Raw genomic sequence first — 14,502 nt, 5'->3', positions numbered from 1 at the left:
TGCGACACGCGCCATATGTCGCTTCTGAAACCAAGCTTGAGACCGCCCATGTCCACTTACGCCGACCGTCTTGCCGCCCTGCGCGAACAGCTGAAGCGCGACCGCCTGGATGGCTTCGTCGTGCCGCTGACTGATGAACATATGAGCGAATATGTCGGCGGCTATGCCCAGCGGCTGGGCTGGCTCACGGGGTTCCAGGGCAGTGCCGGCAGCGCCGTCGTGTTGCCACAGGCGGCCGCGATCTTCACTGACGGGCGATATACGCTTCAGGTGCGGCAGCAGGTCGATGGGCAGCATTGGCAATATGTGCCCGTGCCCCAGGTCAGCATCGCCGACTGGCTCGGCGAACATGCGCCGCAGGGCGGCCGCATCGGCTATGATCCCTGGCTGCACACGCGCGGCTGGGTGGACGAGGCGCGCAAAGCGCTGGCTGAAAAGGGCGCCGAACTGGCCGCCGTCGCATCCAACCCGATCGACGCCGTTTGGGACGACCGCCCTCAGCCGTCGGACGCGCGCCTAGCCGTCCAGGGCGACGAAGCGGCCGGCAAGACCAGCGCCGCCAAGCGCGCCGACATCGCCGACTGGCTGGGTGAGCGAAAGGCCGACGCTGTCGTCCTTTCCGCGCTCGACTCGATCGCCTGGGCGTTCAACGTGCGGGGCACCGACGTCAGCCACACGCCAGTCGCGCTCGCTTATGCCATCGTCCATGCCGACGGCACCGCCGATTTGTTCGTTGCGAAGGAAAAGGTGGGCGAGGACGTCGCCCAGCATCTTGGCAATGCAGTGCGCATCCATGATCGCGCTGCGTTCGCGCCGGCGCTGTCCGGCCTGACCGGCAAGCGTGTCGCTGCCGACCCCGACCGCGCCGTCGCCGCCATCTTCGACGCGCTCGACGCCGGCGGCGCGAAGGTCCTGAGTGTCCGCGACCCCGTCGTGCTCGCGAAGGCGATCAAGAACGAGGTCGAGATTGCCGGGCACAAGGCCGCGCAGGCACGTGACGGCGCGGCGCTTGCCCGCTTCCTCAAATGGGCGGAGGCCGAGATGCCGCTGGGCGGCGTGACCGAAATGTCCGCCGCCGATCGCCTGCAGGCGTTCCGCGAAGAGACCGGCGTGCTCAAGGATTTAAGCTTCGACACCATCTCCGCGACCGGGCCCAATGGCGCGATCCCGCATTACAAGGTAACGGCGGAATCCTCGCTGCCGATCGAGACGGGGCAGCTCTATCTGGTCGATTCAGGCGGCCAATATGCCGATGGCACCACCGATGTGACGCGCGTCATTCCGGTCGGCGAACCCACGCAGGAGATGCGCGACCGCTTCACCCGCGTGCTCAAGGGGCACATCGCCATCGCCACCGCGGTCTTCCCCGCCGGGACCACCGGCGGCCAGATCGATGCCTTCGCCCGCCGCCCGCTGTGGGAGGTCGGCTGCGACTATGGCCATGGTACCGGTCATGGCGTCGGCGCCTATCTTTCGGTGCATGAAGGGCCGCAGCGCATTGCCGCGCCGAACTATCCCGGCGGCGGCCCGGCCGAGCCGTTGCGCGCGGGCATGTTCCTCTCGAACGAGCCCGGCTATTACAAGGCTGGCGAGTTCGGCATCCGCATCGAGAATCTGGTGCTGGTGGTGGAGAAGGCCATCCCTGGCGCGGAGTCGCCGATGCTCGGCTTTGAAACGCTCACCTTCGCGCCTATCGAGCGCACGCTCATCGAACCGGGCCTGCTGACCGAAGAGGAGCGCCGCTGGCTCGACACATATCATGCGCGGGTGCTTGAGGTGCTCGGCCCGCAGCTCTCTCGCGACGAGCGGGTGTGGCTGGAGGCGAAGTGCCGTCCGATCAACGCGCGCTAATCGCGGGGCGCTGGTGGCAGCGGCTGCGGGGCTGGCGGCGCCGGGTCCGCTGCGCGCGCCTGCGCCTTGCGTCGACGCAGATTTTCGCGCAGCGCAGCGGCCAGCCTGGCCTTTTTTTCGGCATCGTTCATGGCGCGAAGCGATAAACCCGACGCGTTCGCCTTGACAAGCCGCCGCCCCTGCGCAAAAGGGCCGCTCCCCGCGCGGACCGGACCTGCCGCCCGCGCCGAGTGCTGCCGTAGCTCAGTGGTAGAGCGCATCCTTGGTAAGGCTGAGGTCGTGAGTTCAATCCTCACCGGCAGCACCACGCAGTCCCCACCGGTCGGTCTTTAGAGACCACCGGGCTGGAGGCGCGCAAAAACCGCGCAGTTCCGCGGGCTTTTAGAGGCAGCTCTTCAAAAACTCAGGACAGAGACAGGCCGAATAGGGGCATTCTCAACCCGAAATGCCGCGCCGTCTCTGCAGGCCTGCACAGTGTCGTGAGTTTTATTCTGATGGTTGAGAGGCGGCCGGTTTAGGCCGGTCGCTTGCTCAGCTGAACCCAAGCATCTGCCGCTGATCCGACCAGGCGAGCGGCAGCTCGGCGACGCGCAGCAGCGCGCGGCTGGTGACTTCGACCGGCTGGTCGGCGTGATTCACGACGTGACCGCGGCGAAGGAGCAGGAGGCTCCTGCGCGAACTCAACGACACGCTGGAGATGCGCGTCGAGCAGGAAGTCGCGGAGTGTCGCGAGGCCGAGGACGCGCTGCGTCAGGCGCAGAAGATGGAAGCGGTCGGTCAGTTGACCGGCGGGATCGCGCACGGCTTCAACAATCTGCTGACGATCATCATCGGCGGCGCTTCGATACTGATGCCGATCCCCGTGCGCGCCGAGAGCTGGAAAGCGCGCTCAGGGGCGCCGATCGAGCCGGCTCGCTGACCCAGCGGCTGCTCGCTTTCTCGCGCCGCCAGCCGCTCGATCCAAAGACGATCGACATGGGGCGCCTGCTCGCGGGCATGTCCGACCTACTGACGCGCTCGAACTCCGAATCGGTCGCCATCCATGTGACGACTGACGCCGATCTCTGGCACGGATCCGCATCAGCTAGAGAACGTCATTCTCAATCTCGCCGTCGATGCGCGGGACCCGATGCCGGCGGGAGGCACGCTGACCATCGCTGCGCGCAACCTGGACATGGCGCCCACGCCGCTGCCGCCCGGGCAATATGTCGAGATCACCGTCGTGGACAGCGGCATGTCGCCGGAAACGGTAGCGAAGGTATTCGATCCCTTCTTCACCACCACGGAAGTCGGCAAGAGAACGGGCTTGGGCCTTTGGGCCGCGGATAATGAGCTGTTCCGAGCTCACCTCGACCTCGCCGACAAAGGCACGGACATAGCGTGGGCGGAACTGCGGATTCTTGGCGTCGCGCAGCTTATCGCGATAGCTGCGGCGGTCATTCGCTGACTCAGTGCCCTCTTGAGCGCGGCGGCGGCACGGTCGTCTTAAACCAACTCGCCAGCTGCACGCGCACGATTGATCATGCCTGCCTCATCGGTGGCGTATCTTCGTGCCAGGATGATGATCGCAATGACCATGGGCGGCGCCAGCCAGTAGATCGAGAGGATCGCCGTGCCGAGGTTTCCCCCATTCACGTCGCTGATCAACCCAACCGCATATGGGCCAAGGCCGAGGCCCAAAATCGTCATGGTCAGGACGTAGAAGCTCGCCGCCACGCCGCGCATCCGCGGCAACACCAAGTCCATGAGGCTGGCATAGACTGGCGGCAGCCACATCGCGAGCGTGAAGCAATAGATGCCGAAAGCCGGATAGAATTGCGCTGGCGTGGCTGCGTTGTAAGCCCAGAAGGCCAGTATCGGTGAAACCGTGAGCGCATAGAGCGTGACGTAAACTCGTCCGCCGCGCACGCGCGCCGCCAGCCAGTCAGATATTGGCCCCGCGATCAGCGGCCCGGCCGTTCCGACGACCGCTACCAAGGCGCCGAATTTAAGCCCGACTTCAGCGGGGCTCATACCATATTGCTTAATCATGAAACTGGGCGTCCACGCCATGACGCCGTAATTGACCGCTGATTGCAGCGCGGCAATGATGAATAGCAGCGTCAGCGACGGTGTCTTGGCAATCAGGACGAAGGCTGGCGCATCCCGCAACTTCAGCGTCTGCAGCCAGTTGAGCACGACGTAGAGCCCAATGCCCGTAACGGTCCATTGTAGTGCGTTGCCCGACAGCGGATAATTCCCGATCATTAAAGGCGCTTGCACGGTGACCCTTACGCTATCGGTCCAATCCGTGAGCGCCACCATGGTCGCGATGATCGCGATCAAGCCAACGATATTGACCGCCCAGACGCTCGAACTCGCATTCAAGCGGCGTAGGACGAGCCAGTTGCAGCCGGGCGTGATGCTCAGCAATGTGTCCCAACTTGCGCGGAACGCGGCCGGGTCGGGCGGGGTCGCAATACCATCGGCGGCGCCGCGCACTGGTTCCGGCAGTCGCGCGAGCAGTACCGTGAGCACCAGGCCGGGTGAGGCCGCTACGATAAACGCGGCCTGCCAACCGCGCAGACCGAACGGCGCGTCCGCCGCCGTGTAGGTTCGCTCCCACCAGTCGGCGGTGGTGCCTCCGATCCATAAGGAGGCGCCAAGGCCGACCGTGATCGAGGCGGCGAAAACTGCCGCCGCCGCGCCGCGTCGTTCCTTCCGGAAGTAATCGGAAATGAGCGAAAAGCCGGCTGGCTGAACGCTGGCTTCACCGATCCCGACGCCGAGACGTGACAGTGCCAGAACGCCGAACGAGTTCGCCATCCCGCCAAGCGCGGTCATCGCCGACCATGCGCCCACGGAGATGCTGAGCAACCGCGTGCGATTGCATCCGTCGGCCAGCCGGCCGAGCGGTAGCGAGAACAGCGCGTAGAACAGCCCGAAAACGGTGCCGTAGAGCAATCCCATTTCCGCGTCGCCGACCTCCATGTCCGCTTTGATTTGCGGCAGCAGGATGGCGACGATCTGCCGGTCGACCATGCTGACCGCCTGTGTGAGGCTGATCAGGAGCAAGGCATAGGCACTGAGGCCTGCGCTTGGTCGCAATGGCGACGCAGCCGACGTCAAAAGCTGCCTCCGGCAAGGTGCTGGAAACGGGAACGATGGTCAGAACGCAAAACGCGCGCCGATGCGATAACTGCGCCCCAGCATGTCGTAGAGCACTGGATTGGTCGGCGAGAATAGCGGCAGGTAATTGGGCGGGTCGGTATTGAGAACGTTGCTTACAGCCCCGAACAGCTCGATCTTACGCGCGCCGTCATCCAAAATCGCATATTGGGCGTTCAGGTTGAGATACGCATAGGGACGAACGCGGTTCAAGTTCACGCTATCGGGGCGCGTGGTGCTGTAGCGCGGATCATCCGGACCCACCAACAATACGTCGCGCACGCCGCGCGAGATATAGCGCATCTGCCCCGATATCGAAAACGGCCCCTGTTCGTAGGTAAGTTGCGCGGTGCCGGACCATTTGGGCAAACCGCCGGTGGATGGTGCTGTCGGCGGGCCCATCTGGCCGGCGCGATCGATGACCGTGCCAGTCTGGTCCGTGGTCTTCAGGTTCATCACGTGCGTCGCCAGCAGTCGGGTGGAAATCCGCCCGTCGAACAGGGGCATGTTATAGGCCAGTTCGATATCAACGCCCCGAGTCTGTACGCGGTTGAGATTCAGGTTGGTGTTCGAGACCGAGGTTATGACGCCGTTCGCATCGCGTGTGACTTGGGCGCACAGTTCCGCTCGGCCAGCCGCGCACAGGTTGACGATGAGCTGCGATCCGAGGGTGCTGATCGCACCTTGAAGGTCGATATCGTAATAGTCGACGGACACTCGCAGGCGATCTAGGCCGAGAAAGTCGGGCTGGAACACGACACCCGCGGTGAAGGTGTCCGCAACTTCCGGCTTCAAATCGGCATTCCCGCCGAGGATGGACAGCGGCAGCACCGACGCATTGCCGCGCGTCGGATCACTGATGGTCTGGAACGAGGTTTGCCGCGGCCCATAAAGTTCGAACACATTGGGCGCGCGGATGTCGCGCGAGCGTGTCACGCGCAGGCGCAGCTGCCGAGCAGGCTCCCAGGTCGCGCCGACTTTCCAGGTGGTGACCGATCCGGAGGTCGAATAGTCGGTCACGCGAACAGCGCCATTTACATCAAGGGAATGCAGGAGCGTGAGCCCTCTGGCCAGCGGCAAGCCCAGTTCTACAAACCCCTCCTTTACGTCGATCTCGCCGTCGATAGGGGCGCCGGGGCTGGTATAGAAGCGCAGCGCGGTAGAGATTGGGTCGGCGGTGCCGAACGCCCGGTCGTTTCGATATTCGCCGCCGACAGCGAAGGACAGCGGGCCGGCCCACAGCTCGGCAAGATTTCCCGACAGCGTCGCGGCCGCGACATGCTGAGAGATCGTCGTATCCTGTGTGGCGAGGCCATAGGTATATGCCTTCGCCGCAGGCGAGAAACGATACTGACCGAATAAGTTGAGCGGCGAGCAGGCTGGATCGTCGTTCGCGGGATTGGCGTCTGCGTTGATGCGGCAGACGACAGACCCGTTCGGCGCTCGAACGGCATCGACCGCGCGCGTGAAATTGTCATTTATGCGGGTATTCTGCTGCCGCTGACTATAGTCGGTGCGGCCATATTGATAATAGGCGTTCCATTTCCAGCCATTGGGCAATGTGCCTTCAAGGCCGCCTACGATCCGCGTCGTCGCGCGCTCGACCTTGCTGGTAGCTGGTCCAAGATCCTGTCCGATCCGGCCAAAGTTGAAACTGCTGACCCCTGCGGTCGTCATGGCGGTCACGACGGATGAAGGCAGGAATGGATTGTCGCGCTGGATGATGATCGATCCGGTGTCGCGGGTCTGGGCACCGATCGTGCTCGCCTTGACGTTCGCATATGAGAACTCGGCGATCAACTTGATGCTGTCGGTAAGTTCATAGTCGAGCGCGCCAAGCAGCGTGATCCGTCGCGTGGGAGCCGCAAGGGGGATGTTCTCGTAAAACGGGTGCCGCATGTCGCCCCCGCCGGACTGAAACAATCCCGCCCCGTAGTAGACGCCATAGTTGTGCGCGTAGGTTGAAAGGCCGTCCGGCGCAAACTCCTGTCCCGCCAGAGGTCCGGCAGTGATGATGCCGTTCTTGGTGGCAGTGGCAATTGACCCCATCGGCAGCAAGATCGTAGCGGGCAAGCCGTTGTTGCGATTGGGGTTGCTCACTGCAGCACGGCCCGGCAGGCACCAATCGCGCGAATAGCAATCGCCAGCACCCTTCGCGTCGGAAAAGTCGCCGCCGATGATGAAACTGCCGCGCTCGTTCACCGCGGCGCCATAAGCGAGCGAGATCGCATATTCCTTGTTATCGCCGAGTTCGGTCACGCCATATTGCATACTGCCGCGAAAGCCGCGCAACTGCTTGTCCAGGATGATGTTGACCACGCCGGCGACCGCGTCAGATCCGTAGGCAGCTGACGCACCCCCGGTAACCACTTCAGCCCGGCCGACGAGCGAGGTCGGAACCTGGTTCAAGTCAACGACGTTTGCAGGCACCATCGATCCGCCTTGCGTCGTTGCCGCCACGACACGACGCCCGTCGATCAGCACCAGCGTGCGGTTGGCACCCAGTGCGCGCAAATCAGCTGTGGTCGCTCCGATGTTGCTTGCGTAGATCGCGTTGGTCGATGAAGTGTTCATCGACCGGAAAGCAGGAATTTTGTTGAATACCTCAGACACGGTTGTCGCAGCTTGGCGCTGGATCTCTTCAGCTCCGATTACGGTCACGGGGGTAGGCGCATTAAATCCTGCATCACCCAAGCGAGATCCCGTAACAACAATATCGGCCGTTACCGGATCTTCTTCAGTTGCCCGTGTCGTATCAGTAGTCTGCCCCATGGCGGGATGAACTGCCAGTAAGCAGACCGCGAGAGAAGTGGCGGGTAAGTTAAAACGCTCGACACGGCGCATTAAAATGCCAAAGCTTTTCGGCATACCTAGCATCCCCTCTCTAGATCAATGTTATCTATAATATTTATATTATGATAAGATAATGATCGTAGCGGCTAGGCGTCCAATACCTTAGTCTAACCATTATGATGCCGTTCCGGTATTCTGCACTTCTATTTTTCTAAAATGCAATGCGGTGCTGCATCGGCCTGTAGAGGTCTAGCGTTGCGCGAGTTCACCGCTCCTAGCGATATCTGCCGACAAGGTGCGGGATGCTCGCCAGAAGGCGAACGCTGCAACAAAGTTTGGAGCCAGGATCACGATCAAAGCCCAGCGCAATCCGTCGATGCTTCCCAGCTGCGTCGAAAGCAGATCGCTGAGGGCACCCGTGAGCGGCGGCCCCAATCCAACGCCGATCAGGTTGGTGAGCAGGAGCAGGAACGCCATCGCACGCGCCCGCATTGAGCCCGGCACCAATGCCTGAACCGCGGCGTAGAGGGGGGCGGCATAAGCCAGCACGAACAGCGCACCAGACCCGCCGACTACGAGCGCCACCCACCTGTTGGATGCGAGCAGCATGACGAGGGCAGTGGCAACCCCGGCTAACGCTACTATCAGCGGAACATACATCAGCCAACGAACATTGCGCGCCGAAAGCGCATCTGACAGACGCCCGACGCCAAGTGTGACCAGCAACCCGATCATGCCAAGCGCCGTTCCGACCGAACCGATCTGTGCGAGGTTCAGCCCGTGCGCCTTTACCAGGAAAAGGCTCTCGAACGATTTTGCGCCTGAATTGTGAAAGAAAAGAAGCAGGTTGCCGATGCAGAGCCAACGAAAGGATGGCTGCGAGAACACACGCCCGATCACCACGCTCACTGGTAACGGAGGACGCGTGACTGACGCTTGGTCCGATATGACGCGCGCAGGCTCTTTAACGCTCAGCAAGAGCAGCATTCCTAGCGCCAGGCCTGGCAGGCCCATTGCGAGGAACGCATAGCGCCAACCGTAGTGATGAGCGACCAAGCCGCCAACAAGGCCGGCCACAGTGGCCCCGACACTGCCGCCAGCGCTGAAGATGGCGATCGCCCAAACGCGGCGACCTGAACCATAAAGGTCCGCAATCATCGACGTAGCAGCCGGCACCGTCGCCGATTCCGCTGCGCCGGTCACGAAGCGAGCGACCATCAGGTGCAAATAGGACGCCGCCATGCCGCAAGCAGCCGTAGCAGTGCTGAAGACCATCATCGTAACCGCGATCAGGCGCTTGCGATTGGTTCGATCGGACAGAGACGCGAACGGGATGCTGCAGATCGCATAGATGATCGCGAACAAGGGACCCGCGAGAACGCCCAATTGCCAATCGGCCAAGGCAAACTCGGCCTTAATCGGCGGAAGCACGATGTTGAGAATGCTTCTATCTGCGGTGTTGAGCGTATACGTGATCGCTAGAAGGATAAGGACGTAGAACCGATAGGGTTTGGACCCCGAGTCATGCTCGCTTGGAGCGTCACCGTTTGCCTCCGTTTGACCACCCTCACCTTCGCGCAAGTCCATCTCCCGTGTTTCTCGCCCGCACACGATGATCAATTCGGCGAACTGCCGTCCAATGCCATCTTGCCCCCTGTTCGATACCCGCCCGACATCATCGATGATGCTTGCCGTCAGCGTGTCCGTGCAGCGCGCTGGTTCGACAGGCGCTGAAGCTGCCGCATCCGTCTGGGACATGACTGAGGCATCTGGTCCCACTGCCCATGAGCACGTCGAAAGTGCGGCAGGTGAAGGCACTCGACCGCAGCCTTTCGAACGTCCTTGCCAATGGTCTTCCAGCCATTGTTGCGTCGGCGCTACCTAGCCGCACTGAGATACGGCACAGGTCGAAATTCGCGCGGTATCCCTTAGAAAGCGCGTTGATCTGTTTTACGCGCTGGCGGCGGGTGGTGGCAGTCCGCAGTGTACCCCTGACCATTTACGCCGCAGTGCTTGTGAGAGCTATGCCCCCCGTCGTCGTCAACTATGCGCCCTATTAGCAGTCGTTAGTCGCATGGGCGCCTCCGCCTGTTAGCGGACTGGCCGCTTCCAGGCGAGCAAGGTCGCTAGATCGTCCGCTTTTGGGTGGGTAGCAGACAAACAGGCCATTATAGGGCGCTGATCATGTCATCGAACGAGGGCTCGTAACTAAGCTGATACGTTCTGCGCAGAGCGCTGCCGAGCACTGCCGCGCTCACCTGCTTCGGCTTGGCACCCCGTGGCATTGCAGGCGGTCTAACTTCACACGCAGCAAGTGCCTTCATGTCATCGACGAACTTAGAAGCGATTGCCCTGTCGGCGGGATTATTCAAGGCGTGAGCAACGATTAAGAGTCGTTCGGCTGTTGAGCTTAGCGAACTAGGCATGGCGAGGCCTTTCCTTCGTTCGCCCCCTTTGTCTTTCCCAAATATGGTTAATAAAAGCTAAAGGTTAACAAAACCTAAACGGCACTATGGGGTCATTGTCAGCCCGACCGCTCCTAGGAGCGCTCCGCGAGGGGTAGAGCGTCAATCATTGCGCGGTTAGCTGCCGCTATCGCGGGAGCCAGTAGGCGGACGTTGCTTGGCGCGCGGGAACCGATTGACGTTCGCCGCGCTTGTGGCCGAACGGAGGTTCGGATGCCGAGCTACAATATCAATGTCCGAACCGAATCCCACATTGCGGATACGGTGAAGGTCGAGAAAGACGACATCGACCCCCTCTGCAATAGCCGCGCTGACCGCACGTTCATGATGTGAGTTTAGGCAGTAGCTGCTTTGTCATCCCAGAAACTCTCCCATGGTCGGCTGACTTGATCAGACGCGTGGAGTTCGGTGCCGTATGATTAGTCAGAAGGTGCGGATCATACGCACGTTGAGCTTAGCCGACCGGTCGCCAGTGTCGTAGCGATAACCGGTCAGCGGCACTGCCAGTTCGAGATTCACACCCATCCGATTCGTAATGTCGGCGCGCACGCCACCTCCAGCCGATGCCAGCGAGCCGCTGCCGAATCCGCTATCCAGGTTGGTCACGGTGCCGCCATCGGCAAAGGTATAGAGCTGAGCGCGACGGATCAGCTTCAACGGACTGTTGAGCATGTAGCGCAGTTCGATCATGCCCATGGCCGCTTGATCGCCGGTTCGTTCGCTCCAGTCATAGCCGCGCAGGAACGCGCCGCCGCCCAAGCCGGCTTCCTCGGTGATCAGCAGCGGATCGCTGGCGACCTGGCTCTGCACTGCGAAACGCACGCTGAGTTGCCCGGCAAGGCTTCTCGTCCAGTCGGCCCAGTTGCTGAACGATGTAAAGATGCCGTTTGCGTCACGGCGCGACGCCAGCGGATCGCCCGGCGCTGTCGCGTCGAACAAGCCCAGTCCCTGCGACACAGTCGAACTCACGCGGAGCCTTCCGCCCGCGACATCGGCATAACCATACAGTGTCAGGCGCGCGGCAGTGATACGGTCGTGGCGCACCAGCGTGCCGCCGCGGCTTTGCTTCAGATCGCGCAGCCCCATTTCGCCTTGCAGCCAAAGGCTGGCACGCCGCTGGCGCAGGAGCGGCTGCAGCACATCGAACCCGGCAAACCAGCTGCGGCTCTCCAGATCGAGTGGCTCGAGGTAAGCGCCCGGCCGAGTCTGTGAGGCCAGGCCGGTGAAACCGATTTCGGTTCCGGCGCGGGCGACGCGCTTGGCATAGCGTGCCCGCGCGAACTGCAACTCTTTTGGCTCCGCAGCCGTGGTCGAGTAGGTGAAGCTGACGATATCATCGGATGCCAGCACGGCATTGAAATCAGCGTCGATCCGCAGCTGAACGGGGCCAAGGGGGCGGGTACCTTCGTTGGAAAACTGCGCCCGAATGGCGGATCGCTCCTGCGCTACTGCGACCAACAGCACGCCGCGTTCGTTTTCACGGAAGAAGCGACTGCGCGTGATCTGAACCCCATCGATGTCGCCGGCAAGCAACAACCGTCGTTCGACCGCTTGCAGGCGGGCGGGCCGCCCATTAGCGAGCGGCGCCAGCGCCTGGTGAACGCTGGCTGGTGAAGCGCCTTCGACGCGGATCTCATCGATCACGCCTTCATCGACGTGAAGGTTGAGGACGCCGTTGGCGATCCGCTGCGGCTCGATCCAAGCCGAGGCGAAGGGGAAGTCTTTCTCTCGTGCGCGCTCCGCAATTGCGGTGGCGAGCGCCGCGAGTTTCGCGGGACTCAACGTCGATCCGATACGCGTTGCGATCACGTCAGCAAAGTCCGCGGGCGTAAGTTCGCGCAAGCCCTCAAAGGTGATAGCGCCGACCAGCACCGAACCGCGCGCCGCCGTCGCGCCGCTCGGTGCGTCGACCTGCAACGTCACCTTAGGCTGCGGCGGCGGCACATCGGCCAGGTGCTCGCGTTCGCGCTCGGCCTTGGCAGCATCGACGCGATCGAGCGCGTTCTGCGCCATCGCCTCATTTGCGGACACTGCGAAGGATAACGTCGCGGTCGCGCAGAGTGCGTGTAAACATAGGTTAGTCATTTTGTCCCCTCGGGACCTTTTGTGAAGCTAAGCTCTTACAAAATCGCAAATTCCGGCGCGTTAACCATTGCCGACAACAGGGGTGAAACGAACCGGGACATATGGGGCGTTAACTTGGGAGGGGCATGTCCATGAAACGCCTGTTGACACTGTGCGCGGTGCTGATCGCATTCGCATTCTCGCCGGCTGCCGTTGCGCAGGCCGGCCACTGGACGGTCAGCGAGGCGGCGGGGCAGGTAACCGTGCGCGACGCGAGTGGCGAACGTGCGGCAAAGCGTGGGGTTTCGATCGCGGCTGGCGCGCTAGTTGCGACTGGCGAGGGCGCCAAGGCGGTACTCGTTCGTGGCAGGGATTTCGTGACCGTGGCCGCCAACAGTCGCGTGCGCATCCCCTTGCCGGAACAGAAGCGCGGCATGTTCGAGATCATTCAAGAATGGGGTAACGCAATCTTCCAGATTGAGAAGAAGCCGAACCCGCATTTCGGCGTGCAGACGCGATATCTCGCAGCGGTGGTGAAGGGCACGACCTTCTCGGTCACTGTGACGAACGAAGGTGCTTCGTTGCAAGTGCTGGAAGGCGCCGTTCAGGCATCGACCGTCGATGGCGGCGCGAGTGAGTTGATCCGTCCAGGCATCCTGGCCGTGGTGAGCGCTTCGGACCAGATGCGTTTGACTGTGAAGGGGCAGGACACGCGTACGATCGATTCTCCCCAGCGTTCTGCGCCAGCTCAGACGGCGCCCTCCACACCGGCGGCAGCCGACCCCAAAGCCGATGGAACTAGCGATACGACGGTCGGTGGGACGGATGGCGGGTTCGACAATCAGGTGATCGCTGAGCCGATCGTCGCGAGTGCGGTCGACCTTTCCCGATCGACCGGCGGGCTTGTCGGGGGGACAACTGCAATCCAAATTGCCAGCGCTGACGTGGCCTTTGCTCGGGCGGCTGAGAGTAACGGCAACGGCAATGGCGGCTCCGACAACGGCGGCGGGAACGGCAACGGGAACGGCGGCGGCCAAGGCAACGGCAACGGCAATGGCGGCTCCGACAACGGCGGCGGGAACGGTAACGGCAATGGGAACGGCGGCGGCCAGGGCAATGGAAACGGCAACGGCGGCTCCGACAACGGCGGCGGCAACGGCAACGGCAACGGGAACGGCGGCGGCCAGGGCAACGGCAACGGCAACGGCGGTTCCGACAACGGGGGCGGGAGCGGTAACGGCAATGGGAACGGCGGCGGCCAAGGCAACGGCAACGGCAACGGCGGTTCCGACAACGGCGGCGGGAACGGTAACAGCAATGGGAACGGCGGCGGCCAGGGCAATGGAAACGGCAACGGCGGTTCCGACAACGGCGGCGGGAACGGTAACGGCAATGGGAACGGCGGCGGCCAGGGCAATGGAAACGGCAACGGCGGTTCCGACAACGGCGGCGGGAACGGCAACGGCAACGGGAACGGCGGCGGCCAGGGCAACGGCAACGGCAATGACGGCTCCGACAACGGCGGCGGGAACGGTAACGGCAATGGGAACGGCGGCGGCCAGGGCAATGGAGACGACAACGGCGGTTCCGACAACGGCGGCGGGAACGGTAACGGCAATGGGAACGGCGGCGGCCAAGGCAACGGCAACGGCAACGGCGGTTCCGACAACGGCGGCGGGAACGGCAACGGCAATGGGAACGGTGGCGGCCAAGGCAACGGCAACGGCGGTTCCGACAACGGCGGCGGGAACGGTAACGGCAATGGGAACGGCGGCGGCCAAGGCAACGGCAACGGCAACGGCGGTTCCGACAACGGCGGCGGGAACGGTAACGGCAATGGGAACGGCGGCGGCCAGGGCAATGGAAACGGCAACGGCGGTTCCGACAACGGCGGCGGGAACGGCAACGGCAATGGGAACGGTGGCGGCCAGGGCAATGGAAACGGGAACGGCAATGGGAACGGCAACGGCAATGGGAACGGCGGCGGCCAGGGCAACGGAAACGGCAATGGCGGCTCCGACAACGGCGGGAACGGGAACTCCGATCCGGGCAACGGCGGCGGCCGCGACAAGGGTGATCCTGGCAACGGCGGTGGCCAAGGTGGCGGCCCCGGCAAGAAGCCGAAGCACTAACCGTTGACTAGCTGTTAGCACCCGGAACTCTATGTCGCTCAGCCGGGGAG

General features: G+C 62.8%; 9 protein-coding genes and 1 tRNA gene. 5 read left to right on the top strand and 5 right to left on the bottom strand.

Annotation, left to right across the window (positions count from 1 at the left end):
• Window positions 1-48: 48 nt before the first annotated feature.
• Window positions 49-1,851, top strand: a complete 1,803-nt coding sequence (locus BFL28_RS13205) for an aminopeptidase P family protein (RefSeq protein ID WP_069321008.1) — start codon at window positions 49-51, stop codon at window positions 1,849-1,851.
• Here BFL28_RS13205 and BFL28_RS21730 read toward each other — a convergent pair.
• Window positions 1,848-1,982, bottom strand: coding sequence for a hypothetical protein (locus tag BFL28_RS21730; RefSeq protein ID WP_277621008.1), 135 nt, complete (start codon window positions 1,980-1,982; stop codon window positions 1,848-1,850). The two genes, BFL28_RS13205 and BFL28_RS21730, sit on opposite strands and share 4 nt — an antisense overlap.
• A gap of 101 nt (window positions 1,983-2,083) precedes the next feature.
• On the opposite strand from BFL28_RS21730, the gene BFL28_RS13200 reads away from it, so the two are divergent.
• The 3 genes from BFL28_RS13200 (at window position 2,084) to BFL28_RS21540 (ending at window position 3,298) form a co-directional block, all read left to right on the top strand.
• Window positions 2,084-2,158, top strand: a tRNA-Thr gene (locus BFL28_RS13200).
• Between the two features lie 390 nt (window positions 2,159-2,548).
• On the top strand, window positions 2,549-2,770 hold the full coding sequence (locus tag BFL28_RS21545; RefSeq protein WP_069321007.1) for a hypothetical protein: 222 nt from the start codon (window positions 2,549-2,551) through the stop codon (window positions 2,768-2,770).
• Window positions 2,771-2,980: 210 nt separating this feature from the next.
• Entirely contained in the window at window positions 2,981-3,298 is a 318-nt protein-coding gene (locus BFL28_RS21540; RefSeq protein WP_069321006.1) for an ATP-binding protein, read from the top strand.
• 38 nt (window positions 3,299-3,336) lie between these two features.
• Here the strand turns inward: BFL28_RS21540 and BFL28_RS13185 are convergent, their stop codons facing one another.
• The 4 genes from BFL28_RS13185 to BFL28_RS13170 all read right to left on the bottom strand — a co-directional run bounded on the left by BFL28_RS13185 (window position 3,337) and on the right by BFL28_RS13170 (window position 12,287).
• Window positions 3,337-4,905 (bottom strand): MFS transporter, encoded by a 1,569-nt coding sequence (locus BFL28_RS13185; RefSeq protein ID WP_241527325.1) that lies wholly within the window; start codon window positions 4,903-4,905, stop codon window positions 3,337-3,339.
• Between the two features lie 93 nt (window positions 4,906-4,998).
• Window positions 4,999-7,866: a TonB-dependent receptor plug domain-containing protein gene (locus BFL28_RS13180; RefSeq protein WP_206599120.1), complete on the bottom strand. Its 2,868-nt coding sequence runs from the start codon at window positions 7,864-7,866 to the stop codon at window positions 4,999-5,001.
• 174 nt (window positions 7,867-8,040) lie between these two features.
• Window positions 8,041-9,549, bottom strand: a complete 1,509-nt coding sequence (locus tag BFL28_RS13175) for a spinster family MFS transporter (protein WP_069321003.1) — start codon at window positions 9,547-9,549, stop codon at window positions 8,041-8,043.
• A 1,130-nt stretch (window positions 9,550-10,679) separates the two neighbouring features.
• Complete coding sequence (locus tag BFL28_RS13170; RefSeq protein ID WP_173655752.1) at window positions 10,680-12,287, bottom strand: ShlB/FhaC/HecB family hemolysin secretion/activation protein; 1,608 nt, start codon at window positions 12,285-12,287, stop codon at window positions 10,680-10,682.
• 185 nt (window positions 12,288-12,472) lie between these two features.
• Here BFL28_RS13170 and BFL28_RS21260 point away from each other — a divergent pair, with 185 nt between their 5' ends.
• Window positions 12,473-14,452 (top strand): FecR domain-containing protein, encoded by a 1,980-nt coding sequence (locus BFL28_RS21260; protein WP_069321001.1) that lies wholly within the window; start codon window positions 12,473-12,475, stop codon window positions 14,450-14,452.
• The last annotated feature ends 50 nt before the right edge of the window (window positions 14,453-14,502 follow it).

Source organism: Sphingomonas turrisvirgatae, assembly GCF_001721295.1.
GTDB classification, from domain to species: domain Bacteria; phylum Pseudomonadota; class Alphaproteobacteria; order Sphingomonadales; family Sphingomonadaceae; genus Sphingomonas; species Sphingomonas turrisvirgatae.
The sequence above is the reverse complement of the archived record's forward strand: the minus strand, read 5'-3'. Positions and strand labels throughout refer to the sequence as shown.

Excerpts from the sequence above, each read along its gene's own strand:
- BFL28_RS21540 (WP_069321006.1), top strand. The coding sequence starts at position 2,981 with ATGCCGGCGGGAGGCACGCTGACCATCGCTGCGCGCAACCTGGACATG.
- BFL28_RS21260 (WP_069321001.1), top strand. The coding sequence starts at position 12,473 with ATGAAACGCCTGTTGACACTGTGCGCGGTGCTGATCGCATTCGCATTC.
- BFL28_RS21545 (WP_069321007.1), top strand. The coding sequence starts at position 2,549 with ATGCGCGTCGAGCAGGAAGTCGCGGAGTGTCGCGAGGCCGAGGACGCG.
- BFL28_RS21730 (WP_277621008.1), bottom strand. The coding sequence starts at position 1,982 with ATGAACGATGCCGAAAAAAAGGCCAGGCTGGCCGCTGCGCTGCGCGAA.
- BFL28_RS13205 (WP_069321008.1), top strand. The coding sequence starts at position 49 with ATGTCCACTTACGCCGACCGTCTTGCCGCCCTGCGCGAACAGCTGAAG.
- BFL28_RS13180 (WP_206599120.1), bottom strand. The coding sequence starts at position 7,866 with ATGCCGAAAAGCTTTGGCATTTTAATGCGCCGTGTCGAGCGTTTTAAC.
- BFL28_RS13175 (WP_069321003.1), bottom strand. The coding sequence starts at position 9,549 with ATGTCCCAGACGGATGCGGCAGCTTCAGCGCCTGTCGAACCAGCGCGC.